29 protein-coding genes are annotated in these 25,297 nt (G+C 56.1%); 11 read left to right on the top strand and 18 right to left on the bottom strand.

The genetic code is table 11. The features are described 5' to 3' along the window. Positions 1–28 precede the first annotated feature (28 nt). Together AC2FIC_RS17790 and AC2FIC_RS17785 are read left to right on the top strand one after the other, a co-directional pair. Positions 29–910: a tryptophan 2,3-dioxygenase gene (locus AC2FIC_RS17790; protein ID WP_142638241.1), complete on the top strand. Its 882-nt coding sequence runs from the start codon at positions 29–31 to the stop codon at positions 908–910. A gap of 3 nt (positions 911–913) precedes the next feature. After that, complete coding sequence (locus tag AC2FIC_RS17785; RefSeq protein ID WP_496689851.1) at positions 914–1,741, top strand: alpha/beta hydrolase; 828 nt, start codon at positions 914–916, stop codon at positions 1,739–1,741. Positions 1,742–2,106: 365 nt separating this feature from the next. Here AC2FIC_RS17785 and AC2FIC_RS17780 read toward each other — a convergent pair whose 3' ends face one another. Together AC2FIC_RS17780 and AC2FIC_RS17775 are read right to left on the bottom strand one after the other, a co-directional pair. Further along, a complete protein-coding gene (locus AC2FIC_RS17780; RefSeq protein ID WP_496690570.1) occupies positions 2,107–2,325 on the bottom strand; it encodes a GDCCVxC domain-containing (seleno)protein in 219 nt (72 codons plus the stop codon). Positions 2,326–2,329: 4 nt separating this feature from the next. Next, the gene (locus tag AC2FIC_RS17775) at positions 2,330–2,653 is read right to left on the bottom strand and encodes a hypothetical protein (protein WP_496692734.1); all 324 of its coding nucleotides are present in this window, start codon (positions 2,651–2,653) and stop codon (positions 2,330–2,332) included. A 99-nt stretch (positions 2,654–2,752) separates the two neighbouring features. Here AC2FIC_RS17775 and AC2FIC_RS17770 point away from each other — a divergent pair, with 99 nt between their 5' ends. The 3 genes from AC2FIC_RS17770 (at position 2,753) to AC2FIC_RS17760 (ending at position 5,302) form a co-directional block, all read left to right on the top strand. Then, positions 2,753–3,151: a MerR family transcriptional regulator gene (locus AC2FIC_RS17770; RefSeq protein WP_496692733.1), complete on the top strand. Its 399-nt coding sequence runs from the start codon at positions 2,753–2,755 to the stop codon at positions 3,149–3,151. Between the two features lie 103 nt (positions 3,152–3,254). Next, positions 3,255–4,658, top strand: coding sequence for a sensor histidine kinase (locus tag AC2FIC_RS17765; protein ID WP_142635991.1), 1,404 nt, complete (start codon positions 3,255–3,257; stop codon positions 4,656–4,658). Then, positions 4,655–5,302 carry a response regulator gene (locus AC2FIC_RS17760; RefSeq protein ID WP_496692732.1) on the top strand — a complete coding sequence of 216 codons (648 nt, stop codon included), beginning with the start codon at positions 4,655–4,657 and terminating at the stop codon, positions 5,300–5,302. The genes AC2FIC_RS17765 and AC2FIC_RS17760 overlap by 4 nt, the downstream gene beginning before the upstream one ends. Positions 5,303–5,376: 74 nt before the next feature. On the opposite strand, the gene AC2FIC_RS17755 is transcribed toward AC2FIC_RS17760, so the two are convergent. The 4 genes from AC2FIC_RS17755 to AC2FIC_RS17740 all read right to left on the bottom strand — a co-directional run bounded on the left by AC2FIC_RS17755 (position 5,377) and on the right by AC2FIC_RS17740 (position 8,724). After that, positions 5,377–6,129 (bottom strand): hypothetical protein, encoded by a 753-nt coding sequence (locus AC2FIC_RS17755; protein ID WP_246097202.1) that lies wholly within the window; start codon positions 6,127–6,129, stop codon positions 5,377–5,379. 159 nt (positions 6,130–6,288) lie between these two features. Continuing rightward, positions 6,289–7,107 (bottom strand): cation diffusion facilitator family transporter, encoded by an 819-nt coding sequence (locus tag AC2FIC_RS17750; RefSeq protein ID WP_496692731.1) that lies wholly within the window; start codon positions 7,105–7,107, stop codon positions 6,289–6,291. 227 nt (positions 7,108–7,334) lie between these two features. Beyond that, positions 7,335–8,243, bottom strand: a complete 909-nt coding sequence (locus AC2FIC_RS17745) for a c-type cytochrome (protein WP_496692730.1) — start codon at positions 8,241–8,243, stop codon at positions 7,335–7,337. Between the two features lie 13 nt (positions 8,244–8,256). After that, positions 8,257–8,724, bottom strand: a complete 468-nt coding sequence (locus AC2FIC_RS17740) for a c-type cytochrome (protein ID WP_496692729.1) — start codon at positions 8,722–8,724, stop codon at positions 8,257–8,259. Positions 8,725–8,810: 86 nt separating this feature from the next. On the opposite strand from AC2FIC_RS17740, the gene AC2FIC_RS17735 reads away from it, so the two are divergent. Beyond that, complete coding sequence (locus AC2FIC_RS17735; protein WP_496692728.1) at positions 8,811–9,656, top strand: LysR family transcriptional regulator; 846 nt, start codon at positions 8,811–8,813, stop codon at positions 9,654–9,656. A gap of 435 nt (positions 9,657–10,091) precedes the next feature. Continuing rightward, positions 10,092–10,790, top strand: coding sequence for a hypothetical protein (locus AC2FIC_RS17730; protein ID WP_281973611.1), 699 nt, complete (start codon positions 10,092–10,094; stop codon positions 10,788–10,790). Positions 10,791–11,259: 469 nt separating this feature from the next. Here AC2FIC_RS17730 and infB read toward each other — a convergent pair whose 3' ends face one another. From infB to pip, 6 genes are all read right to left on the bottom strand, one after another. Then, positions 11,260–13,737, bottom strand: a complete 2,478-nt coding sequence (gene infB / locus AC2FIC_RS17725; protein ID WP_496692727.1) for a translation initiation factor IF-2 — start codon at positions 13,735–13,737, stop codon at positions 11,260–11,262. A gap of 8 nt (positions 13,738–13,745) precedes the next feature. After that, complete coding sequence (locus AC2FIC_RS17720; protein ID WP_142638257.1) at positions 13,746–14,369, bottom strand: RNA-binding protein; 624 nt, start codon at positions 14,367–14,369, stop codon at positions 13,746–13,748. A gap of 22 nt (positions 14,370–14,391) precedes the next feature. Next, entirely contained in the window at positions 14,392–16,005 is a 1,614-nt protein-coding gene (gene nusA, locus AC2FIC_RS17715; RefSeq protein WP_271950779.1) for a transcription termination factor NusA, read from the bottom strand. Continuing rightward, the gene (gene rimP, locus AC2FIC_RS17710) at positions 16,005–16,595 is read right to left on the bottom strand and encodes a ribosome maturation factor RimP (protein WP_282022176.1); all 591 of its coding nucleotides are present in this window, start codon (positions 16,593–16,595) and stop codon (positions 16,005–16,007) included. Before rimP ends, nusA begins: the two co-directional genes overlap by 1 nt. Positions 16,596–16,756: 161 nt before the next feature. Next, positions 16,757–17,578 carry an ABC transporter substrate-binding protein gene (locus AC2FIC_RS17705; protein ID WP_282022177.1) on the bottom strand — a complete coding sequence of 274 codons (822 nt, stop codon included), beginning with the start codon at positions 17,576–17,578 and terminating at the stop codon, positions 16,757–16,759. Then, the gene (gene pip / locus AC2FIC_RS17700) at positions 17,575–18,552 is read right to left on the bottom strand and encodes a prolyl aminopeptidase (protein ID WP_282022178.1); all 978 of its coding nucleotides are present in this window, start codon (positions 18,550–18,552) and stop codon (positions 17,575–17,577) included. The genes AC2FIC_RS17705 and pip overlap by 4 nt, the downstream gene beginning before the upstream one ends. Before the next feature lie 48 nt (positions 18,553–18,600). Here pip and ubiG point away from each other — a divergent pair, with 48 nt between their 5' ends. Next, the gene (gene ubiG / locus AC2FIC_RS17695) at positions 18,601–19,347 is read left to right on the top strand and encodes a bifunctional 2-polyprenyl-6-hydroxyphenol methylase/3-demethylubiquinol 3-O-methyltransferase UbiG (protein ID WP_496692725.1); all 747 of its coding nucleotides are present in this window, start codon (positions 18,601–18,603) and stop codon (positions 19,345–19,347) included. A 2-nt stretch (positions 19,348–19,349) separates the two neighbouring features. Here ubiG and AC2FIC_RS17690 read toward each other — a convergent pair whose 3' ends face one another. The 4 genes from AC2FIC_RS17690 to AC2FIC_RS17675 are packed head-to-tail and all read right to left on the bottom strand — an operon-like array spanning position 19,350 to position 21,659. Next, complete coding sequence (locus AC2FIC_RS17690; RefSeq protein ID WP_142638269.1) at positions 19,350–19,790, bottom strand: MarR family winged helix-turn-helix transcriptional regulator; 441 nt, start codon at positions 19,788–19,790, stop codon at positions 19,350–19,352. Between the two features lie 15 nt (positions 19,791–19,805). After that, positions 19,806–20,636 (bottom strand): carbon-nitrogen hydrolase family protein, encoded by an 831-nt coding sequence (locus tag AC2FIC_RS17685; protein WP_271950785.1) that lies wholly within the window; start codon positions 20,634–20,636, stop codon positions 19,806–19,808. Next, positions 20,636–20,893 carry a glutaredoxin 3 gene (grxC, locus tag AC2FIC_RS17680; RefSeq protein ID WP_142638273.1) on the bottom strand — a complete coding sequence of 86 codons (258 nt, stop codon included), beginning with the start codon at positions 20,891–20,893 and terminating at the stop codon, positions 20,636–20,638. Before grxC ends, AC2FIC_RS17685 begins: the two co-directional genes overlap by 1 nt. A 37-nt stretch (positions 20,894–20,930) precedes the next feature. Then, a complete protein-coding gene (locus AC2FIC_RS17675) occupies positions 20,931–21,659 on the bottom strand; it encodes a ComF family protein (protein WP_496790083.1) in 729 nt (242 codons plus the stop codon). Between the two features lie 16 nt (positions 21,660–21,675). On the opposite strand from AC2FIC_RS17675, the gene AC2FIC_RS17670 reads away from it, so the two are divergent. Both AC2FIC_RS17670 and hemH read left to right on the top strand, forming a co-directional pair. Further along, entirely contained in the window at positions 21,676–22,506 is an 831-nt protein-coding gene (locus AC2FIC_RS17670; RefSeq protein WP_496692723.1) for a methyltransferase domain-containing protein, read from the top strand. Between the two features lie 57 nt (positions 22,507–22,563). Further along, complete coding sequence (gene hemH / locus AC2FIC_RS17665; RefSeq protein ID WP_496692722.1) at positions 22,564–23,613, top strand: ferrochelatase; 1,050 nt, start codon at positions 22,564–22,566, stop codon at positions 23,611–23,613. A 75-nt stretch (positions 23,614–23,688) separates the two neighbouring features. Here the strand turns inward: hemH and AC2FIC_RS17660 are convergent, their stop codons facing one another. Beyond that, positions 23,689–23,871, bottom strand: a complete 183-nt coding sequence (locus AC2FIC_RS17660; protein ID WP_142638281.1) for a hypothetical protein — start codon at positions 23,869–23,871, stop codon at positions 23,689–23,691. A 139-nt stretch (positions 23,872–24,010) separates the two neighbouring features. After that, complete coding sequence (locus AC2FIC_RS17655) at positions 24,011–24,610, bottom strand: L,D-transpeptidase (RefSeq protein ID WP_281973577.1); 600 nt, start codon at positions 24,608–24,610, stop codon at positions 24,011–24,013. A gap of 168 nt (positions 24,611–24,778) precedes the next feature. Here AC2FIC_RS17655 and dalA point away from each other — a divergent pair, with 168 nt between their 5' ends. Beyond that, entirely contained in the window at positions 24,779–25,294 is a 516-nt protein-coding gene (gene dalA, locus AC2FIC_RS17650; protein WP_142638285.1) for a divisome-associated lipoprotein DalA, read from the top strand. The last annotated feature ends 3 nt before the right edge of the window (positions 25,295–25,297 follow it).

Genomic DNA, 25,297 nt, shown 5'->3' with positions numbered 1-25,297 from the left:
GAGGGAACTCAGGTGTTTGGAGGCGCAGATGAGCGACAAGGACAACCGGTATCTTGAACGCGGGATCGAGGACACTCTGGTCACGGATTTCGCCGAAACCCACCGCAAGAGCTATGGCGATTTCCTGCAGCTCAAAACCCTACTGAATCTGCAAAAGACGTTTCAGGATCCCGCGCAACCAGATGAGATGCTGTTCATCATCATCCATCAGGTCAGCGAGCTGTGGCTGAAGCTGATGCATCACCAGCTGGTCGAAGTGCGCCGCTTTCTGCAAGAGGACGAATTTGGCCCGGCAATGAAGAATCTCGACCGGGTCAAAGCAATCCAGCGGCAGTTGATTTCCGCGTGGGAAACGCTTCTGACCATGACCCCCGCCGATTACATGACCTTTCGGCAAGCACTTGGCAGCTCCTCGGGATTTCAAAGCTATGGCTATCGTCAGATTGAATTCATTCTGGGCAACAAGGATGCCTCGACCCTGAAGGTTCACCAGCATGATCCCGAAGTCATGGAATTATTGGATGCCGCACTGACCAAGCCTTCGCTTTACGACGAAGTGCTGCACATGCTGGCCCGGCAAGGGTTTGACGTGCCTGATGACCTGCTGAACCGTGACTTTGCACAACCATATTCCGGCGACCCGCGCGTGGTGAAAATCTGGGCTCAGGTGTTTCACAATACCGATCAGTATTGGGACCTCTATGCGCTGGCCGAAAAGCTGATGGACGTTGAATCTCTGTTCCAGCGCTGGCGGTTTGACCATGTCACAGCGGTCGAGAGAGTTATTGGCAACCAGCCAGGTACAGGCGGGTCCAGCGGTGTGTCGTTCCTGCGCAAAGCGCTGGACTTGCGGTTCTTTCACGATCTCTACGATGTGCGCACCGAATTGATGTATAGCGGGCAGGAGTAGGCGATGCTGTATCGTGGTTTCACTCAGACAGAGCTGGAGCAGGAGTATTCTCCCAGTTCGATGGTTGGCGGCGATCTGACACCCTATCTTGAAAGCTACGCCGCGCTGAGTGCGCAGAACCGCGCCCGGATGGAATGCCGGGAAAACCTGCCCTTCGGCGAAACATCTGAACAGGTGCTCGACTTCTTTCCTGCGTCGACGGCCAACGCTCCGCTGCATGTCTTTATTCACGGAGGTTACTGGCAGGCGCTCAGTCAGCGTGAGTCGGCGATGATGGCCCCTACACTGGTGGAAAACGGGCAAGCCTTTGCAACGCTGAACTATACGCTCGCACCTGAGGCCCGACTGGATCAGATGATCAAAGAGTGCCGCGATGCCCTGCTTTGGCTGGGATCACAGGCGACGGCCCTTGGGTTCGATCCGGCGCAGATCACCTTGTCGGGGCACAGCGCCGGGGCACATCTGGCGGCCATGATGATGGCGACTTCAGCCGATGCGCTAGCCCGCGCCGGCTTGCGGGTACGAGAGGTGATTCTGATTAGCGGCGTCTATGATCTTGAACCGATCAGCCTGACGCCGGTGAATGACCCGCTGCAACTGACCCCGGTCGAAATACACGATCTCTCACCCATTCTGCACCTGCCCGCCCCCGGTCCGCGTTACCATATAACCGTCGCCGAGCGCGACACACCCGAATTCATTCGTCAAAGCCGGGACTATGCGGAATTGCTGCGTAAAGGCGGGCATTCTGTCAGTTTTGATCTGCAGAAAGGGATGCAGCATTTCGACATCATCATGCACGCAAGCACGTTCCTGCCGGCTCCTCGGTAATCATAGGTGTTGGGCGATAGAATATTCTGACCTTTGCGTCATGCACTGCGCAAGTCGCCATATCCCTGCATTTGTGGCGGTACCGCAAGTGTCCGGTTTGAGCGCCAATCTGTGAATTTGATTTTATTGCTGCGCGGGCATCATCTTGAACACGGCAGTGCGGCGTAAAGAGCGGCTATTGGTGCCGGGCGCAGCGAGGTTTTGTCAGGCAATTCGCGAGACGCGGACTTTGCTACCGTTAGCCATGGCGCAGAGTTGTGCGAGTTTGATGGTCGCGATGCGCAGAAACCAGACTTTGCAAACTTTGGCCGACGAGCCAATGCGGACAATCAAAACCTTTCTTTGATGTTGCGGTTGCGGCCCGCTTATCCACAACAGCAGTCACCTGACTGAATTGGCGGGCACGGGACAGTTGCGTAGGAACAAAAAACACAGCAATCGCCTTCTAACGGTTTCAAGACTGCCTTGCATGATTTGCATTCATAAAACCACTGGCACGAGTCAGTTGGCATTTTCTCGGTTTCAACGTGCCCACACCGAGGGCAGGTCAAAGTGCTATCCAGCACCACAGTTTGTTTTGTCATTGTCTCACATTTGCATGATTAGATAATCGTTGATTTGAGCCTCATTGAACACGATGACCCATGCCAACGCGGTAGTCGCCGTGTTTCCGACAAGCCACCATTTCAGATTTGCCAACGTCCCGTTTCGATGCGCTACGAACCACGAAACTGCGACCAACACTGTTGAGATGGCGAGAACATAGTAGCTTGCTGCCGCTATTTTTCCGAATATCGCCAACCAACTGCCACCCAAGCCGAGCAACATCATGGCCATTGGAAGAACACAGCATGTCGCGACCCCCAGAGCGGAAACCGATCCCAGGTAGCTGAGGGTCAAATATTTTTTCATCTTTCGCTCCCTGGGTAGGCGATTTGATTGTGTTGAGGCACTAGCATTCAATGCGTATAACTCCTGTAGTAACTACAGGATCAAGTGGAGGCACTTCACATGATTGCGATAGGCGAGGCTTCCCGGCAATGCGGGGTCGGCATAGAAACTATCCGCTATTACGAACGCGAAGGTATCGTACCAAGACCCGCACGAGCTCTGAACAATCGTCACCTCTATTCGGCAAGCGATGTTGGAAGACTTCGATTTTTGAAGAAGTGCCGTGACCTGGGGTTTCCTCTATCTGACGCAAAGGCGCTTTTGGAGCTGTCAGAAGGAAGTGCCGAAGACTGCCGATCAGTGAAAGAACTGGCCGAGGCACACATTGCCAGCGTTCAAAGCAAGATTAGTGAGCTCAGACGCCTGGAGCACGCCTTGAGTGAGCTTACGGCCAATTGTGATAGCGGAAACGTTCAATGCCCGATGCTGCAAAGACTGAGAACGATGGACGATATCTGACTCTGGCCACTGGACGGAAGCGCAGGATCTGAGATTTAGCCAGATCACGTCAGACCAAGGTCTGTGGTGCGATAACAGATTGTAGTTCATAGTCGATTTCACGATGAGAGCGAAAGTAACTGACCTGACGATTGGCAATTGGTCGCTGTCGCGAGTCTTTCTTGCGGCCAGCATTTTCGTGATGGGTACTGCTACCGCAATCGTCGGGGTCTGGGTGTCAAATCGAATCCAGAACGCAGTCGTGCAAAACTCCGCCAATTCCGCTGCGCTATATATGGAAAGCGTAGTATCCCCGCTCAGCCAGGAATTGGCACATGGCAACCATCTTTCTGAGCAGGCGAGCCTGGCGCTGGACGAGATTTTCATGACCCAGCCAATGCGTGACCGCATTGTCTCCTACAAATTCTGGAAGCAAGGCGGTGTGATTGTACATGCCTCTGATACAGACATCATTGGAAACCGTTTCAATCCAACGGATGACTTAAGGCGGGCGTGGAGCGGTGACATCTCCGGCTCTTTCAAAGAGCTTGATCATGCCGAGAGCGCCGCCGAGGCGGCTTTGGGGATACCACTACTTGAAGTTTACAGCCCCATCCGCGAACTTTGGTCCGGCGAAATCATCGCAGTTGCGGAGTTCTACGAAAGAGCTGATCAGCTTGAGTTAGACTTAGCCAAGGCCAGGCGAACAAGTTGGTTGGTCGTCGGTTCCGCATTTCTGGCAAGTACTATTGTTCTGTATTCCATTGTCGCAATTGGCGACAAAACTATTCGACGACAGGGGGCTCTTCTTAAACAGCGCCTGACAGAAAGTGAGAGGATGGCCGAGCAGAATGCCCGGCTGCGGTCGCGTGTAGTAGATGCGTCAGAAAGATATGCCACGCAAACAGATCGGTTCCTCAAAAATCTCGGTGCCGAGCTACATGATGGTCCTGCGCAATATCTGTCGCTCGCCGCCCTTAGACTGGAGGCGGCGTTTTCCAAAGAGTCCGAAAGTTCTAAAGAGGCAGAGGAAATTCAGCAGTCTTTGCAAAAATCTCTGGCTGAAATTCGTGCAATATCGCGAGGGCTTTCTGCGCCAGATATCGACAGCTTGTCACTCGTCGATGTTGTGAAGAGAGCCGTAGAGGATCACGTCGAACACAGCCCGTTGCGACCGGATATTTCACTTTTGGGTAGCCAGGCCCCAGAGTTGTCATTGTCCGACAAGCTGTGCGTTTTTCGGTTCCTTCAGGAGACGCTTTCCAATGCCGCGAGATATGCTCCAGCTTCCAAGTGCACCGTTATCTCTGAGGCGCAGAACGACCGCATAGTTATAAAGGTCAAAGACGACGGGCCTGGTTTTGACAGGTCAGAAGAAACCGCGTTGCGAGACGATGGTGGCCAAGGGCTTATGGGCTTGCGGGATCGGGTCGAGAGTATTGGCGGCAGGTTCGAAGTCGCATCGAGACCGGGTGAGGGCACCACCGTTTCTATGACACTCTTTCCCAGAAAGTTAGGCACATCATGACTACATCTGTCGTAATAGCTGATGATCACCCGATATTCAGGGATGGTTTGCAACGCACGCTGGATGAAGCTGATGGTTTTGAAGTTTTGGCTGCCGGGTCCAGCGCTGATGATGCAGTATCGCTGGTCGTCATGCATCAGCCGGACATAGCCATTCTTGACCTCTCGATGCCCGGTGGCGGGATAAGCGCAACACGTAAAATTGCGGCAATGGCAAATCCGCCTTTCATTGCAATCTTGACGGTCTCAGAGAACAGCAGCGACGTCGCGGACGCGTTGGAGGCGGGCGCGATAGGGTACATCGTGAAGGGAGTAACCGCGAGCGAATTGACCGCTTCCTTAAGCAGCATCGCCGCAGGTGAAGGGTTCGTTTCTCCGGGCTTGGCCTCGCGGGTACTGCTTCAAATCAACGCTAACACCGGCACCTCTAAGAACAGCAGCATTCTCGATGACCTTACGCATCGTGAGGAAGAAATACTTCGACGTGTAGCCAAAGGACTGAGTAATCGTGAAATCGCTGACGAGTTAGACCTTCAGGAAAAGACCGTGAAGCACTACATGACGGCAATACTGTCCAAGCTTCACGCGCGAAACCGGGTAGAGGCCGCGCTCATTGCCCATGATGTTTGGAACAAGGGAGACTAACAGCGGTCTCTAGTACGAAGATGGCGGCCCCCTCTACAAGAATCCACCAACGGGTTATCTACTGGAGTTGCAGCTCAGTTGGCAACCGACTGCAACCTTCGGCGATCGGAAGCCGTTGCGTTTCTCTCAACAACAGTCCGGTTGTACGGATCTTTCAGCTCGTAGCGCCCAAACTCGATCTCCTCTTTCCAACCATTGGCATAGTTCACTTCGATATTGTTGCCCTGGCGTTCAATTTTCGTAGGTCGACTTCCAGCAGTGCCGCCTTGCCCAGAAGAGAGCACGTTGTCGATTGAGATACCATTCGCCAAAGACCGAAGCCTTGAGACGTCAGCACCGGTCGCAGGGCGCTCCTCAACAGTTCGGTTCTGAGCATTCTTTCTCTCATACCGCCCGTTTTCGATCTCCTCCTTGGTTCCGTCGGCGTAACGCACTTCAATGCCGTTAGCGTTTGTTTCGACCTTTGTTACACCGGCCGAACCCAAGGGTTTACCACCTGCTTGAGACCGATCCTTCTTTCCGCTGCCCTTATTGGAGCGTTTGGAGTCGTCATCGTCATCATCATCGTCGCGACCACCTTTGCCTGATCCCGAATTGTCGTCACGATCATCATCCCGGTCGTCGTCGCGGTCATCATCTCTGTCGTCATCCCGATCATCATCGCGACCATCCCCGTCGCTTCCCCTGCCGCTCTTGGCAAAGGCATATGATGGTTCAAAATGTAGGCGACCATCGGCATCAAACGCTGGCACATAAGGTGTTGCCGCGATCAACGAAGCCAACGCCGCGGTACTAAGAAGTTGACCCAGCTTTCTTTGAATTTTCATTTTCGCCTCCAATTTTGAGCATCACGCTTCGTGACGTTGGAGGCAGGTTACTTCTGGTTCGGCTTCCCCACATCGGGCTTAGGTCTGACGAATTTCAAGCCGAACGTCTTAGTCAGATCAGTCAAACCAATAGAGTTTTTGCTGAGCCATGTGACCAGTTTAGCGGGAACTAACCCGGTCACCCTTCAGCTCGTCATCAGGTTCGAGGTGAATGACAAAGACAGAACCCGGATACAAACGATCCAATTCTTCCTCGATGTCATAGCATATACCATGCGCCGCGCTGACTGGCATTGTGCCGTCCACAACAAGATGAAACTCCACAAAGATGACGTTTGCGGATCTACGCCCTTTGAGGTCGTGGTACTCCAAGGCTGCGCCGAGATTTGCTTCGATTGCATTAGTAACGGTCTGCAAGTCATGATCCGAAAGGGTTACATCAATCAGTCCATCGACAGACGCCCGAATAACTTTCCAGCCCTCCCACAAGATGTTCAGTGCAACAAGAATTGCCAGGATCGGATCGAGGATCAGCCAGCCGGTGACAAGTGCAAGTATCAGACCTGCGATGACACCAACTGAGGTCATGACATCTGTGAAAATGTGCCGGGAGCTCGCCTCCAATGCAGGCGAACCCTCGCGACTGCCGATTTTGAGCAATAGGTAAGCCCATGCGCCATTCACGCCCGTTGCAATGACACTGACGGCGATTCCAAAAAGAGGCGCATCCTCAAGATGCGGGTTTGGGTGTGCCAGTACAGCTTCTCTGATGATCAAGAACGCCGCCAGAACAATCAATACGCCCTCGACGACAGCGGAAAGATACCCAGCTTTTTTGTGACAAAAGGGTTGGTTTTCATCAGGGGGTTTATTGGCAACCCGAACCGCAAAGTGTGCCAGCAACGCCGCAACGACATTCACGGTAGATTCCATTGCGTCCGACAACAACGCCACCGAGCCTGTCAGCCACCAAGCCAACAGTTTCAGAGCCAGTACCGCAATGGATATTGGAATGGATTAAAGAGCGATTATTTGTTTCATTTGACCACAACGCTCAATCAATCATGAACAGAATCTCGGGATATTGCTGAGCTCCGACGTTCAAAACGTAAAACAGGTGGTTGGTGAAAAGGGAATAGGCCCTGCGGCTTCCTACCGGCGATCGACGACAGCATCTGGTCCCCCTGCATGGCGCCAAACGACTGTTACTCTGATGGAAGCACCGCCGACGAAACAGGAACCGCCTTGAGATAGGCGGCAATCGCCAAACGGTCCTCATCGGTGAGGCGAGATGTGTTCTCGATGACCTCCACCATCTCACCACCAGCGCTGTCATAGTCCGGTGTAAAGCCAGATTTGAGGTACTCGGAAATGTCGGCCTCGGACCAATCAAGCTGGTCTGAGGTAAGGCCCGGGACGCGACCCTTCCCGTTTGGATTTGGTGCACCTGTCAACCAAAGGTCTCGTTTCAGACCACCTAAGCCATTTCGCGGCGTATGGCATTCGGCGCAGTGACCCAACGCCTCCACTAAATACCTGCCATGTCTTTGTTGGTCGGTCAAATCACCTTCGACTACCCAGCCTGGTGTCATGAACAACAGTTTCCATCCCCCCAATCCACGACGAACATTGAAAGGAAAACCGACTTCATGAGAAACGCTTTCGGCTTTGGACGCTGGCAGGGTTCTGAGGAATGCAAGGAGCGAAATAACATCTTCGGCCGTAATGTTGGCGTAAGATGTATAGGGAAACGCTGGAAAATAGTGCTGCCCTTCGGGTCCGGTCCCATGGATCAAGGCATTGGCCAGATCCAGGGCAGACCAGGACCCAATACCAACTTCTGGGTCACTGGAAATGTTGGGGGCAATGAACGTGCCGAATTCCGTCTCAAACCGGCGACCACCGGAGAGCATGAGCTTGTCCTCACCAACCGCATCCGGCGCTGAATGACAAGATGCGCATCCTGAGGCGTGGAACACGATTTCGCCTCTGGTGAGATCCGGATGCAAACCGTCGAGTTTAGATTGATCCGTTCTTTGTGGTCGGGTCAGCACCAAACCTGCCAACCCAACCAAGAGTGCGACGAAAGCGGTGAAAAGGAAAAACCGCTTCACAGCTATCTACCAATTAATCTTTTGGCGCTCTGTACGCTTTGTGACATGCCGAACAGCTTCCACCCAGATCGCCCATAGCCGCTTTCAGGGCATCAACATCTTGCCCTGCCGCAGCCTGCATCGCAACAGCGGCATCTGCCATAGCCTGCCCTTTCGCACCAACGTCAGCGAAGTTTTCCCAGATCGCAGGCAGCGCTCGGGTGGACGGATCGGATACATTGTCGGATCCTGCGGGCCACATCGCGGATTGGTCGATCTGCGTTAGTACAACAAGGTTGTTTGCAGCCCGTGTTGCGGCCTCGGCATCATAGTCCACCTCGCCTTTGGCCATGCCGCCAAGTGTACCAAGATTGAAGGAATAGAGCTGCATGATTGAGGTCCGAGCTTTCACAGCCGGATTTTCGCTTTCATGGGCGATGGCTGCGCCAATGGCCGCTACAGACAAAATGCCTGCCGCCAAAATTGAGAACTTCTTCATCATGATGTCTCTCCCTGTTCAATACTTCGAATGTTAGCTTGAACGAATTTACTTGTAATTGTTTGTTATTCGCCGCCTCTTGTTAATTTATGAACAACGATAATTGGGATGACATTCGATATGTGCTTGCCGTTGATAGATACGGTTCGCTGAACTCGGCGGCGGAAGCTTTGGGGGTAACGCATGCGACAGTCCTGCGCAGAGTGGTTGCCTTTGAACAGAGAAGTGGCTGTGCGATTTTTCGGAAGAGCTCTTCTGGATATTCCGCGCTGCCTGAGGCCAGAACAATTCTCTCGGCTATGGAAAACGTTGAAGATGCGGTGCTTTCAGTAGAGAGGGCAATCGTAGGCGCGAACCGCTCTCCTGTTGGTCACGTTCGCATCACGTCCACTGACAGTCTTTGCCAGATGGTATTGCCTCAGATTTTGAATGAAATTTCCAAAGAGTACCCAGGGTTGGAACTGACTTTGTTGAGTAGCAACAGCCACCGTGATCTATCCCGGCTGACTGCGGATATCGCTGTGCGCCCATCGATTAAACTTGAGGACGGCCTGGTCGGAGAACGATCAGGTACATTGTCGTTTGGGGTCTATGATGATGGTTCCCCAAATCGTAAATGGATGAGGCTTGACGGCGCGTTGAGCCGCTCTCTGCCTGCCAAGTGGCTAGCAGAAAACGCGAAAACCGAACAAACTACCAACGGAGCAGACAGTTTTTTGGTGCTTCAGCAGATGGCCGCTTCCGGAGCGGGCAAGACATTTTTACCAGAATTCATCGGCGATGCTGACCCCCGCCTTCATAGATCGCACGGCATGAATCCCCAAATCGAAGTTCCGCTCTGGGTCGCAACACTAGAGGAAATCGCGCAAACACCAAGGTTTGCTCTCGTGCAACGGGCCTTGGTTGAACGTATAGCCAAAGCTCTAGCCAACTGAAATCACCCAAAAACAGTTGTAAGCAGTCGCATTATTTGCAGAGCAGCATTACGAGTTCAGTGTTTCAAAGGCCGACATTCCGATGCAAGGCATTCAGCGCAATAGCGGCTTTAGGCTGACTACGGACATTGCCGCGGTCAAGTCGGAAAGCTGCTTTGTCCAGCATCTGAGGCAATCGATCACAGCACGGTGGTAGAGTACGTCTGTCAGACCGGGCGTTCGCAATACTCGCGGCGAAAGTTTCGTGCGAACCCCATTTTGGGTTTGCCGCAATGGTGACGAAAGTCGGCCATAACGTCTGTGCCGACCAATATTCCGTCAAGATATGTTTCGAAGGCTGAACTGTCATGTTCTCTAATCCCTGTGCGCTAATCGTGGACCCAAGCAATGCATACGGCTAGCATCGGAGATCAAACAGCAAGAAGGGAGAATCACATGTCGAAGTTCACCAACAGAACAGCTGTCCATGGGGTTGCTGCACTCGTAATCTGCTGTTTCGCGGCAATCGTTCAGGCACAATCGGCAGGCGATGAGATGTCGTTCTTCATCACTAGTGTAGGCAAAGGAGACGGTGCCAATCTAGGCGGCCTCGACGGCGCCGATGCTCATTGTAATGCACTTGCTTCTGCGGTCGGTTCTTCCAAAACTTTTTCGGCCTATCTGAGCACGTCAATGTCCATTGATCGCAGCACCGACCCGATGACAATAACCAACGGTATTTCGGCACGCGACCGAATCGGGGCGGGTCCATGGTACAATGCCAAGGGAGAACTCATCGCCAACAATGTAGAAGACCTACACAGCGACAGCGTGAACATTAGTATTCTGACCGCACTCGATGAAAACGGTAACCCTGTAAATGGGCGTGGTAGTCAGCCGAACAAACATGACATTTTGACTGGCTCCGATTCTGCCGGACATTTCTCGACGGCAGGTGGCGATACGACATGCAGCAACTGGACTTCGAATAGTGAAGACGGGTCCGCGATTGTCGGACATCATGACCGTGTGGGTCTCAATGATGCGCGAAACATGGTGTCTTGGAACTCGTCGCACGGCTCGCGTGGTTGTGGAGAAGAACATCTGCCACGTTCTGGCGGGGCGGGTCTGTTTTATTGCTTCTCAACGGACTGATCAGACAGCGCTGGTGCGTGTGCCTCCCGCATTGCCGCTAGTATTCACCAGGTCAATTTTTCGGGGCGCATTCTGGAAGCGCTCGTTGTCGCCATCGTAAGCAATGAGCGCTGTTTCATGCGTCCAGATTGTCCAATCTGGATGCACCGAAAGCTCCGTTCGAAATTCGGACTATGACCTTGCCTTGAATGGCCGGTTTGACGAAATAAGTTGCACCGCAGCGATGCGCGTGCAGCAGCTGCTCACCGATGCTGCGTCAGCAATAGCAGCAGTTGCATAAGGCTGCTTTGACCGCATAGCCGACACCAACCTAGATTTACTTTGCCTCTTGAACCAAGGCTACCCGGTGCGACTTGATGATTAACTTCAAACAAACTCGCGCATAAAGTCAAAGGCTCACGTCAGCTCTCCAAAAGAAAAACAGCGGCCCGTTAGAGCCGCTGTTTTCCGAATTTCAGTTCTGTCCGGATCAATCCAGTGTCCGGGTGACCTCTTCGCGCTCGAAGATTTCGATGACGTCTCCGGCGCGGATATCGTCATAGTTCTCGAATGCCATACCGCATTCCTGACCCGACTGAACCTCGGCCACTTCGTCTTTGAAGCGCTTCAGCGTCTTCAGCGTGCCTTCGTGGATCACCACGTTGTCGCGCAGCAGGCGGACACCTGCGGAACGACGCGCCACGCCTTCTGTAACCAGACAGCCAGCAACCTTGCCAACGCCTGTAACCTTGAAGACTTCGCGGATCTCGGCATAACCGATGAACTTTTCGCGGATCTCGGCGCTCAACAGGCCTGATGCGGCGGCTTTCACGTCGTCGACCAGATCGTAGATCACCGAGTAGTAGCGGATTTCCACGCCCTTTTGGTTCGCGGTGTTCCGGGCTGAAGCATTGGCACGCACGTTGAAGCCCAAGATCGGGGCTCCGGACGCTTCCGCCAAGCCGACATCCGTTTCGGTGATCGCGCCGACGCCTGAATGCAGCACCCGCACGCGCACTTCGTCGTTGCCGATCTTCTCCATCGCCTGAACGATGGCTTCGGCAGAACCTTGCACGTCCGCTTTCATCAGAATTGGCAGTTCGGTGACGTTTTCGTCTTCCTTGGCCTTTTGCATCAGCTGTTCAAGGGTGGTTGCGGCACCGGCGGCGGCGCGTTTGTCCTTGGCGGCCTGTTCACGGTAGGCGGCGATTTCACGCGCCTGCGCTTCAGTCTCGGTCACGTTCAGAACGTCCCCGGCCTCGGGCGTGCCATTCAGACCCAGAACCTCAACCGGAACCGAGGGGCCTGCCTCTTTGACGCGTTCGCCCTTGTCGTTGATCAGTGCACGGACTTTACCGTATTGCTCACCCACAACAAAGATATCGCCCTGACGCAATGTACCGGTTTGAACCAGAACGGTAGCAACAGGTCCACGGCCCACATCCAACTGCGCCTCGATCACGGCACCCTGGGCGGCGCGATTCGGGTTGGCTTTCAGCTCAAGAATTTCGGATTGCAACGCGATGGCTTCCAGCAGCTCATCCAGACCCTGACCGGTGATGGCGGACACTTCGACGTCCTGAACCTCACCCGACATTTTCTCAACGATGACTTCGTGCTGCAGCAGATCGGTGCGAACCTTGTCCGGGTTCGCATCCGGCTTGTCGACCTTGTTGATCGCAACGATCATCGGGACACCCGCCGCTTTGGCGTGGTTGATCGCCTCGATCGTCTGCGGCATCACCGCGTCATCCGCAGCAACAACCAGAACCACGATATCCGTGACCTGTGCCCCGCGCGAACGCATCGAGGTAAAGGCCGCGTGGCCCGGCGTATCCAGGAAAGACAGCGTTGTGCCGCCATCGGTTTTCACCTGATAAGCGCCAATATGCTGGGTAATACCCCCGGCCTCACCCGCCACAACGCGAGCGTCGCGGATCGCGTCCAGCAACGAGGTCTTACCGTGGTCAACGTGACCCATGATGGTAATGACCGGCGGACGCGACTGCAGATCGCCTTCGCTGTCTTCGATCTCTTTGATGACGTCCTCGACGTCAGAGGCCGAGACGCGCGTGACCTTGTGGCCAAATTCTTCGATGATCAGTTCCGCAGTATCAGCGTCAATGGTCTGGTTCTGCGTGACCATCATGCCCATGTTCATCAGCGATTTGACAACGTCCGCGACACGCTCGGCCATACGGTTGGCCAGCTCGGACACGACAATCGCCTCGGGCAGCTGTACGTCACGGATAACCTTTTCCCGCTCGACCGCGCCGCCCATGGCTTTCTGACGCGCGCGCTCTTGCTTACGCTTCATGGCTGCCATCGAACGCTGGCGGTTGCCTTCACCACCGGTCGCCTGACCCAGAGTCAGCTTGCCTGAACGGCGGTTATCGTCACGGCCCTTGGTGCGCGTGCCGCGCTGTTCACGCTCGCGATCCTGCTTGCGTGGCGTTGCTGCGGGCGCAGGCTTGCTGGCCGGGCTGCGGGCGGCTTTTGGCTCTTCAGGAGTCGGGGTCGCCGCGACACGCTTAGCGGCATCTTCAGCCTCTTTGCGCTTGCGTTCTTCCTCTTCGGCCTTGGCGCGCGCGCGTTCTTCGGCCTCGCGCTGTTCGCGCTCTTTGGCCTCTAGTTCCGCACGGCGACGGGCACGCTCTTCCTCGCGCGCTTTTTCAGCGGCCTGACGCTCGGCGGCCTCTTCGACCTCACGCGCCTTGGCAGCCTGCAGCGCCTTCATCCGGCGCGCCATTTCCACGTCGGAAATCCCGGCTGGACGACGCGACGGATCACCTGATGGCGTAGCTCCACCACCGGTTTTGGCCGCACCCGGCTTGGGGACCACCACGCGCTTGCGTTTGGTTTCCACCACGACATTCTTGGTACGTCCGTGGCTGAAACTTTGTTTCACATTTCCGGGGCGCGCCCCGCCACGAAGACCCAATGTCTTTTTGCCGTCACTATCGCTCATAAAGCTTCTTACCCTTCCGCGCGGCCCTTGCCGCCGTCATCCGTTTCGCGCAAGCCATGCAGGCGCTGCGCTTCCTCTACAACACGTTTGGCGAGTCCGCCAGAGGCCAAGGCCGCATGAATCACGGTTTGGCGCCCAAATGCCGCCCCAAGTTCGTCTGCGGTCAACCAGCCGATGTATTTCCCAAAGTGCGGCGTGCTGAGTTTCGACTTGCCGCGCCCCGATCCATCGGACGCCTGAAGCAATATCTGGGCCTCTTCCCGGTCCAGCATTGCCTTGACCTTTTCATAGCCAGCAACCGCATCACCGGACTTGCGCGCGAGGCTCAAAAGCTCGATCACGCGCCGCGCAATCTGCTTTTCAACCTCATCGGCCAGATCCTTTGACACAGTGACCTGCGCCTTGAACCCCCGCGCGAACAATTTCTTGCCGATGGCTTTGTCCAACGCGCTGCGGTCGGCCGAGACATAAACACCGCGCCCCGGCAGTTTTGCCGCGACATCAGGAAAGACCTGACCGTCTGGCCCGACCACAAAGCGGATCAGCCCATATCTAGGCTGAACCTCGCCAGTGGCAATGCACTTGCGTTCGGGTCCGTCAGACCGATCCTTATGGACGCCACCGCGACCCATGTGCGCCACCCGAAGCCTGCGATCAGGCCTCGGCTTCCTCGTCGGCCGCTACGCCGTCTTCTTCAGCCTGCTCCAGTTCGGCAGGATCAACCCAGCCCAACATGATGCGTGCGGTCATGACCAGATCCTGCGCCTCTTCCAGCGTTATGCCAAAAGGCTCCAGAACGCCGTCATCCTTGATACGCTCACCATCAACTGTGGTCCAACCACCAGCCAGTTCCCAGTCAGCGCAGGTGGCAAAATCTTCCAACGTTTTCACGTCGTCCTTGGCCAGCGCCTCTACCATCTGGGGTGTCAGACCTTCGAATTCAATAAGGCTGTCCTCGACACCCAGCTCACGCGCTGCATCCAGCGCCGCTTTGGCCTGTGCTTCCAAGTGTTCACGCGCACGGGTCTGCAGTTCCTGCGCGGTGCCATCGTCGACGCCGTCAATGACCAACAGCTCGTCGAGCTCGACATAAGCGACTTCTTCCAAGTTGGTAAACCCTTCCGAGACCAGCAGCTGCGCAAAGAACTCGTCCAGATCCAGGCTTTCCATGAACAGGCTGGTGCGGGCTTCGAATTCTTTCTGACGGCGCGCCGATTCTTCGGCTTCGGTCATGATATCAATGTCCAGATTGGTCAGCTGGCTGGCCAAACGCACATTCTGACCGCGACGGCCAATGGCAAGGCTCAGCTGTTCTTCGGGAACCACAACTTCGATCTTGCCCGCTTCTTCATCCAGAACAACCTTGGACACCTCGGCAGGCTGCAGCGCATTCACCAGGAAGGTGGGCTGATCTTCGTTCCATGGAATGATGTCGATCTTTTCACCCTGCAGTTCATTCACGACGGCCTGCACACGGCTGCCGCGCATACCAACGCAGGCACCGACAGGGTCGATCGAGCCGTCATAGGAAATGACAGCGATCTTGGCGCGCGATCCGGGATCACGAGCAACAGCTTTGACCTCGATGATGCCGTCATAGATTTCCGGCACTTCCATCTTGAACAGTTCAGCCATGAATTCAGGCGCGGTGCGCGACAGGAAGATCTGGTGGCCACGAACCTCGCGACGAACTTCCTTGATATAGGCGCGCACACGGTCATTGGGGCGATAGCTTTCGCGGCCAATCTTGTCGTTGCGGCGCAGAACAGCCTCGGCACCGCCCAGATCGACGATGACATTGCCGAACTCTTCGCGCTTGACCGCACCGTTGATGATGGTACCTGCGCGATCCTTGAAGTCTTCGTACTGGCGATCGCGCTCGGCTTCGCGAACCTTTTGCAGAATCACCTGCTTAGCGGATTGCGCCGCGATCCGGCCCATTTCGACCGGAGGCACTTCTTCGACATAGACGCTACCGACTTCCGGCGCTTCCATGTATTGCTTGGCCTGCTCGACGGTCATCTCGGCCTGATAGTTCTCAAGCTCTTCATCCTCAACCACGGTGCGGACGCGGGTAAAGGTCGCTTTACCGGTCTTGCGGTCGATGCTGACGCGGATATCCATCTCGGCGCCGTAGCGGCTTTTGGCGGCACGGGCGAGCGATTCTTCCATCGCTTCGACAACCAGACCGGGGTCGATCATCTTTTCGCGGGCCACGGCCTCGGCGGTCTGCAGCAGCTCCAGCTGGTTGGCTGAGGTGATTGCCATCAGTTCGTCTCCTCTTCGGACCCTTCGGTCTCAATCTCGTCGAAAGCGTTTTCGTTCAGGGCACCGGCGTCCTTGCGCTGGCGCAGCATCTCTTTGATCAGATCATCGGTCAGGACCAGCTTGGCATCGCTTAGCCAGTCAAACTGCAAGCCGATGGTGATCGTCTCATCTCCCTCGGAGATATTGATCAAAACCTCATCGCCTTCGATCCCGGCCAGCTCACCTTTGAAGCGGCGACGGCCTTCGATCAGTTCGGCGGTTTCAATCTTTGCCTCATAGCCCTCGAACATCTCAAAATCCTTGAGACGTGTCAGAGGCCGGTCGATGCCGGGGCTGGACACTTCCAGCGCATAGGCGTCAAGGATCGGATCTTCGACATCCAACGTGGCACTGACTGCGTTCGATATCTCGGCGCAATCATCCACTTCGATGCCACCATCGGGCTTGTCGGCCATGATCTGCAAGGTGGTCTGCTTGCCGCTCATCAGGCGGATACGGACCAGCTCATACCCCAGATCTTCGATCACTGGGGTGATGATCTCGGCCAGTCTCCGATCAATGGCAGCTTTGGCTATCAGTTCGTTTGTCATCAGCTACTTTACCCTGTCAGTCGGGCACAAAAAAACGGGCGCGCGGCCCGTCGAAATTCCCGGTGGAGCCCCAGACCAGAAGTCTGACACGCCGCTGTTGCAACTGCATATACGCAGGGTTTCCCGAGTCTGCAACCCCCGGCAGGAACCCTGACCGGAATTTACGCCAACCACCACCGTTCAGCGATGCGTCCGTCGTCCAGCGCGCGCGCGCCACCGATCTGCTGGGGCATACCAACATGAGCAGCCGCCGCCAGCGCAATATCCGATTCGCTGGGGTGAAGGCGCAGACCGCGCAGCCCATTCAAGCCTTCGGATGATGGCAGGGCAGCAATATCCACATAGCCATCCCGCAATGCTTCGGCCCGGACGCGGGCATCAGGAATGACGATAATCTCAAAAGCATCCGCCCAGCCGGCCTGAGTGCTCTTATAATGGTCAACAACTTTGCGGCCCAGAAAGTGGCGATCATCCTCAGCCCGTTCGACACGGTAGCATCCGGTGCCATTGGCGATCTGCAGCGGTTTGACGCTCTGACCAGCCCGCGGGATGACAAATTGACTTTCGGCCAGCAGGAAAGGCAGGCCGGGATTAGGTTTGGACAGTTCAAGATGCAGCCGGTTAGGGGCCAGCGCTTCGGCGCGCCCGACTTCGGCCAAAACCGCCATCACATCAGCGATATCCAATGCTACGCCGTCGTGGAACACCGCATCATCGCGCAGATCAAACGTCCAGATCCGGGCATCCGTATCGGTCTGCCATCCTGTCGCCAGCTCACCTCGCAAGGTACCGTCCGGTGCGATTTCGGTCAGCGTGTCAAACACCGCCCCCCGTGCAACTTGTTCAAGACTGTCGTCACGCGGCACCGCAAGCCGCAGGGTTCCGCCCGGCTTGGGCGTATTCGCCAGTGACGCACCTGTTGCGGCCAACAGCGCCGCAGCGGCACCTGATGCAAACAACGCGCGGCGGTCAATGCGGGTCATGCTACCCCCTCGGCCACGCGGTTCATAATGCGGACCAGTTCGGCACTGATGCCGGGTTCAGACAGGGCATGGCCCGCCTGACGGACCATCTTCAATTCGACATTCGGCCAGCGCTCGGCCAGGTTCCAAGCAGAATGCGGTGGGCAGATCATGTCATAGCGCCCCTGAACGACATGGCCGGGAATATGAGCGATCCGATCCATCTGCTCCAGAATCTGCCCGTCCTGATCAAGGAAAGCCCGATTGATGAAATAGTGATTCTCAAGCCGGGCAAAGGCGCGCGCATACTCACCCGGGCTTTCTCCGGTGGATCCGTTCGAATGGATTGACGCCAGCGCATTTTCCCAGGCGGACCAGGCCCGTCCGTACAGAACCTCAGTCGCCCGATCCCCTGAGAACAGACGTTTGTTATAGGCCCCAATCGTGTCGGAAAGCTCAGTCTCGGAGAGCAGAGCGGTGAACTTGGACCATTGCTCGGGCCAGAACTTGCCCGCGCCACCACCATAGAACCAGTCCAGCTCGGCCTGCGTTGCCAGAAACACGCCGCGCAATATCAGCCTATTCACCCGGTCGGGATGCGCCTGCGCATAGATCAACGCCAGGGTTGCGCCCCAGCTTCCACCGAAAACGGCCCAATCACTGATGTTCAACAGGGTGCGCAGCCGTTCGATATCGGCCACCAGATGCCAGGTTGTGTTGTCTGTGACCGACGCGTGCGGGCGCGAGCGTCCACAGCCTCTCTGATCAAACAGAATCACCCGAAAGACGTCCGGATCGAAATAGCGCCGCATTGCGGGGCTGCATCCGCCACCTGGGCCTCCGTGCAACACGACCACCGGCAGGCCATCCGGATTGCCGCATTGTTCCATATAGATAAGGTGACCATCGCCCACATCGACCATGCGCTGATCGAACGGGTCGATCGGCGGGTAAAGATATTGCACTGCGCGCTTTTGGTCCGGGTACTTGTCCATTATGGCCCTATATAGTCCTTAAACGTAAAAGAGCATACGGAGACAGGAATGCAAGCGCATCCGAACACGGTAGACCCGTCCGAGATCGCAAAATTCGAGGCGATGGCAGCAGAATGGTGGGATCCGCATGGGAAATTCAAACCTCTGCACATGCTGAACCCCTGTCGTCTGGATTATATCACACAGCAAATCGCAGGCGAATTTGACCGTGATCTGAAGGCCCCGCGCCCGTTCGAGGGCCTGCGCCTGCTGGATATCGGATGTGGAGGAGGCTTGCTGAGCGAACCCATGGCTCGCCTTGGCGCCGAGGTCGTGGGCGCCGATGCCGCCGAGGGCAATCTGCCCGTCGCCCGCATCCATGCCGAGCAATCGGGGCTTGGGATCGACTATCGCCACACCACTGCCGAGGATATGGCCGCCGCAGGTGAGCAGTTTGATGTGATTCTGAACATGGAGGTGGTCGAACATGTGGCCGACCCGCTCAGCTTTCTGACTGCCACGCGGGATTTGCTGAAACCCGGCGGACTTGAGATTTGTTCGACCATCAACCGCAACCCGAAATCCTATGCGATGGCTATCTTTGGTGCCGAGGTGATCATGCGCTGGCTGCCGCGCGGCACGCATGAGTGGAACAAGTTCATCACCCCTGACGAGTTGTTCGACCTGTTGCGTCAAGCCGGGTTGGACCCGGTGGACCGCAAGGGTTTCGTGTTCAACCCGATACTATGGAGCTGGTCGATCTCGGACCGGGATTTGAGCGTAAATTATGTGACGGCGAGCGTGAAGCCGGGGTGAACCTACTCCCCCTCCAACTGCAACCGCAAATCCCGCAGTACGGGCAGGGTGCTGCGGACCCGCTCCAGCCCCAGCTCTCCGACCACGCGGTTGATCAGCGGCGCAATGGAGGAGATCGCCTGATCCCGAGCACTCCGCCCAGCGGGGCTGATGGCGACCATCTTGCGGCGGGCGTCGTCCCAGTCGGGGCGGATGTGGATATATCCGGCCCATTCCAGCTTGGCCAAGGTATTGGTCATGGCACCTCGGGTCACGTGAAACGTATCGGCTAGCTGTGCCGGGCTGCGTTCGTTGCCGACAAAGACAAGATGGTTCAAAACCGAGAAATGCGAAATTTCCATGCCCCTGGGCAGCACCCGGCTGAGCCGGTTCCGCAATAACTGGTCTGCGGTCAGGATCTCGCTGAACAGCGTGACCGCGAGGGCATTGGTATCGTTTGTCATAGTCCAGATTCTGGATCAGGGGCCGTCAAAGGGACGGACATGTGTCAGCGAAGGCACGCGGCTTCGTGCTTCTGTAACAGAACTATCATCCAAATTGAAAAAGTGAATGCCCTGATCGGTCCCTGCGTCGATGACGACCTCTCCCCATGGGGCGACGACCATGCTGTGACCGTAGGTTTTGCGGGTCTTTCCCCTGGTTTTAGGGTGTTCACCGGTCTGCGCCGGGGCCAACACCCAGCATCCGTTTTCAATCGCCCGCGCCCGCAACAGCGATTTCCAATGGGCCTCACCCGTGACCGGAGAAAAAGCGGCTGGAACCGTCAGAATGCGCGCTCCAGCCTGCGCCAGAGATGCGTACAGTTTGGGGAAGCGGATATCATAACATATACTCAGACCCACCTTGCCGAAATCTGTCTCGGCTATGACCGCCCGTGTGCCGGGACGGTAGTTTTTGGACTCGCGAAACGTCTCGGCCTCGGACACCTGCACGTCGAACATATGGATCTTGTCATACCACGCCACGATCTGCCCCTGAGGATCAATCATGAAAGACCGATTGGCAAACCGACCATCCGCATCATGTGTTTTGATCGCCAACGAGCCGATCAATAACCAGATCCCCAGGCTCGCGGCCTGCTCGCGCAGCCCCGCAAGTGTCAGGTCGTCTTCTTCGTATTGCAGGATTTCCCGCTGCCGTGTGGACGAGGTGGACACGCAATTCGTCACCTCGGGCGTCAGAACGAACCGCGCACCCTGCCCTGCTGCTTCGGACATCAGGGCGCGCACCATTTTCAGGTTTTCAGCCGGATCATCCGACGAGGTGATCTGAAGCAGGGCGCTCTTCATCAGGCCGCCAGCAAACCGTCCAGCTTGCCCTGACGTTCCAGCTCATACAGGTCGTCGCATCCACCCACATGCTGCGATCCGATAAAGATCTGGGGTACGGTGCGCTTGCCACCGGCGCGCTGGATCATTTCAGGTTTGCGTTTTGGGTTCCTCAGCACATCGACTTCCTGAAACTCGACGCCCTTCTGATTCAACAGCCGTTTTGCAGCGTGACAGAAGCCACAGAGCGGCGAGGTATATATTTCTACCGATTTCATATTCCGTACCTTTGGGTTTCGCACAATCCTGGGCGAGTTAGGTATCCTTGGCAACGCGCGCTAGGGTCAACACAAAAATATGATTTGCCCCGGATGCACGACAGACACGTGCACATGAGGTCAATGTTGCGCCTGATGTCATGACATCATCGACCAGCAGAATATCGCGCCCCTGCATCTGCCGAAGCCGCCTGGGATGCGCTGCAATCGCATTCTCCAGCGTTTCCATGCGCTGTGCGGATGTTTTTCCATCCAAAACCGGCGTTCTTGTCCGTCGGACCAGAAGGTCCGGACAGGCCTCCAACCCGGTTTGCCGCCCCAGATGCTGCGCTAACAGGGCGGATTGGTTGTACCTGCGTTTCAGCAACCGGGACCAATGCAGCGGTACCGGCACGATCAGCATGTCCTCGCGAAACAAATCCCGACCCGCCAGGGCCATCCAGCGCGCCGCAGGGCGTGCAAGCTCGGGCCGGTCCCCATGTTTCAGAGCCAGAATCAGGGATCGCGCCTTGCCATCATACAAAAGCGCAGACCGCCCATCGCGCCAGGGGCGCGGCGTTTTCATACAGTCATCACATTCGATTCGGTGGCCATCGGCCTCACCCGGCAAGGGCACGCCGCAGCTTTCACATACAGCGCCACCGATAAAGGGCGTTTCACGCCAACAGGAGCCACAGAGGCCGAAATCCGCCTCGGTCAAATCACCGCATCCCAGACAGCGCGGGGGATAGATCATCTGGACAGCGGTTTGAATCCGCTGCCACATGCGATAGTTGCGCCCTATGAAACTGCCTGATTCCAACGCACCCTCACTGTTCGACCGCGCAATCCTTGCACGGCGTCGGTCCCGCGCACGGGAAGATGCCTTGTTCTTGCACCGTGCCACAATTGACGAGGTTCAGGATCGGCTCGCCTTGGTTAATAAAAGCTTTACGGCCCCGGCGATCGTGACCCCTTTTGCGCAAGTCTGGCAGGATGTGTTGCCAATGACGCGGATCATCCCGGATAACGAGGTGCTGGACCTGACCCCCGGTGCCCATGATCTGGTGATCCATGCCATGGCTTTGCACTGGGCCAATGATCCGGTTGGGCAGTTGATCCAGTGTCACCGCGCGCTGCAGCCTGATGGGCTGTTACTGGTGATCTGTCTGGGCGGTGAAACCCTGCATGAACTACGCGCCTCACTTGGGCAGGCCGAGGTTGAGGTCACGGGCGGCCTCAGCCCCCGCATCGCGCCTATGGCCGAGCTGCGCGATCTGGGTGGGTTGCTGCAACGGGCGGGCCTGGCTCTGCCAGTGGCGGATACCGCCAGGCTGACGGCAGAATATCGCGATCTTACTCATCTGATGCATGACCTACGGGCAATGGGTGAAACCAACAGCCTGCAAAACCGCATGAAACACCCCACAAACCGGCAGGTCTTTGCCCGGGCGCAACACATCTATGCCAACCATTTCAGCACTGATCAAAAACGCCTCAAGGCGACATTCGAGCTGGTCTGCCTAACCGGCTGGTCGCCCGATGAAAGCCAGCCAAAACCGCTGCGTCCGGGCTCGGCCCAGATGCGGCTTGCGGATGCTCTGGGCGCAAGCGAAGGCAAACTGTCCGATTGACGAATGCGGAATTCCGGTTATCTCAGCCCGAAGCAAAGACATCTCAGGAAGTGAAACATGTTTGACGCCACACGCCCCGATCATGCCCCTGCGGATCACCCCAAAGTCAAAACGGGCCGCGTCGGCATCCTGCTGGCCAATCTCGGCACCCCCGACGATTACAGCTATTGGCCCATGCGCCGTTATTTGAACGAGTTTCTGTCGGACCAGCGCGTGATCGACTATCCCAAGTGGAAATGGCAACCAATCCTGCAGGGGATCATCCTGACCAAACGGCCCTTCAGCTCGGGTGAGGCGTACAAGTCGATCTGGAACCACGACAAGGGCGAAAGCCCGCTGATGACGATCACCAAAGAGCAGACCGCCAAGATGCGGGACGCGATGACGGAACGCTATGGCGACAGGGTCATGGTCGAGTTCTGCATGCGCTATGGCAACCCATCGACCAAATCAAAGGTCCGGGAAATGGTCGCAGCGGGCTGCGACCGGATTCTGTTCTTTCCGCTTTACCCGCAATACGCAGGCGCCACGACGGCCACGGCCAATGATCAGTTTTTCCGCGCCCTGATGGATGAAACGTGGCAACCCGCCAGCCGCACCGTGCCCGCCTATTTTGACGAACCCGCCTATATCGATGCTTTGGCCGGGTCTGTGGAAAAAGCCTATGCCGCGATGGAAGATAAGCCGGATGTGCTGGTCTGTTCCTACCACGGCATGCCGGAACGCTACCTGCTACAGGGCGACCCCTATCACTGCCAATGCGCAAAAACGACTCGGTTGCTGAAAGAAAGGTTGGACTGGTCGGACGACCAGCTTGTATCGACCTTCCAGTCACGATTCGGCCCGGAAGAATGGCTCAAGCCATATACGGTCGACCACGTGGCCGAACTGGCAAAACAGGGTAAGAAGAAGATCGCCGTTATCGCACCAGCGTTTTCCGCCGATTGCATCGAAACGCTGGAAGAGATCAACGAAGAGATCAAAGAGAGTTTTGAGGACGCGGGCGGCGAAAGCTTTACCTATATCCCATGCCTGAACGATGACGAATCGCACATAGCGGCCCTGGGCAAGGTGATCGAGGATAATTTGAAGGGTTGGCTGGACTAAGCCACCCAGTCGACTAGGCGCAAAAAAAGGCGGTGGAAAGCTCCACCGCCTTTTCTTTAGATATCGCTTGTCGAATTAGCTTGCTGCAACAGCTGCGGCAACAACAACCAACAGGATCAGCGGCAGGATGATGCCGTTTGACGAACCCTGAGTTTCTTCAACAACAACAGGTGCTTCAACAACCGGCTCTTCCAGGTTGCCTGCATAAGCGGTCGAAGCAGCAGCAGTCAGTGCAGCGGCGAGAACGAGTTTCTTCATATTAACCTCCAGGATACGCACGGTTCCGTATAGTGAAACCATGCACTCAAGACTTACCTCGTGTTTTTTTCTAATCAGCTATCCAACTGGAATGCAAATGGAAGTTGCGTCACAAGCGGGTACCTGCGCGGAAATGTCGTCAAATTAGCAACACTTGCGTGCCAACCTTGGCCATTGAGAACAGTTCGGCAATATCGTTGTTGAAAAGACCGATGCACCCATTCGAAGATCGACGCCCGATTTTGCGCGTATCATGGGTTCCGTGAATTCGGTAATATTTCCAGCTTAGATATAAAGCATGTGTTCCCAATGGGTTATCCGGACCCGGCGGGATATAGTCTGGCCATTCCGGATTTCTTTTCTTCATCGAAGGTGTTGGCGACCAGCTTGGGCCTTCGACCTTGCGGATCACGCTGGTCCGGCCGCGGCGCGTCAGCTCTTCGGTCAGGGGAACCGACGACGGGTATAGTTTGTACACCGATTGATCGTCAGACCAGTAATGCAGCGCCCGCGATACTGTATCGACAAGGATAGCGCCGTTTTTCGTGTTGGAAAAATAGGGCTGCCAGTCCAGCGCCCTGAAGCCAGAGATGTTACGGCGCACCGCGGGTTCGTCCTCGGGTGCGGGGCGCAGCGGGTCTCCGGGGGTGTATTGGGCAATCGCAGGCGAGGCGACCAGAGCCGAGACACCCGCGACGAATCCGCGTCGGGTTGTATGAGTAATGCTTTTCTTGACCATGATCGCAGGTCCTTTTCACAGAAAATCTAAAAATCCTGTGCATTTTATTGCCAGAATGCTTCAGTCGCAATTGAAACCGGCAGAATCACGCAGAACAAAGCCATTGTGCGTTTGCCCACAGCCTTCTGTCACGCTATGCCGTATGGCAACACAATAATCAGGTCGATCATGACGCGCATCATTTCATTACTGTTTGCTAGCTTTATTGCACTGGCCGCCTGTACGCCGGGTGGATCCCCAACCTATGGGGCAGATGGGCGCCCCCTGCCAACGGTGTACAAGATCCGTGGCAATCCAGAAAAGCTGCAATTCCGGATGTTGGATTCGGTTAACGCCCTCCGCCAGGCATCGGGCCTTCAGCCGGTACAACTGAATGCTCAGCTCAATGCCGCGGCCGCCACCCATTCCAAGGATATGGCGCGACAGAATCGGCCCTGGCACTTTGGCTCGGACGGATCTTCGCCGTTGGATCGGGCGACGCGCGTCGGCTATTACGGCACCTTCCTCGGCGAGGCGATCTCGGAAACCTATGAGACCGAGACCGAAACGCTGGCCGCCTGGATGCAGGAACCCGGACCGCGAAATGTCATCATGGATGCCAAAGCCACTCAGATGGGCTTTGCCTGGCACCAGGAGAACGGCGGGAAAATCTGGTGGACCCTGGAAATGGGAACCGGCGGTTAAAAC

It is taken from the genome of Ruegeria sp. CDSC079 (assembly GCF_059610505.1).
Note: the sequence above shows the minus strand (reverse complement) of the source record. Positions and strands in the feature narration are given on the sequence as shown.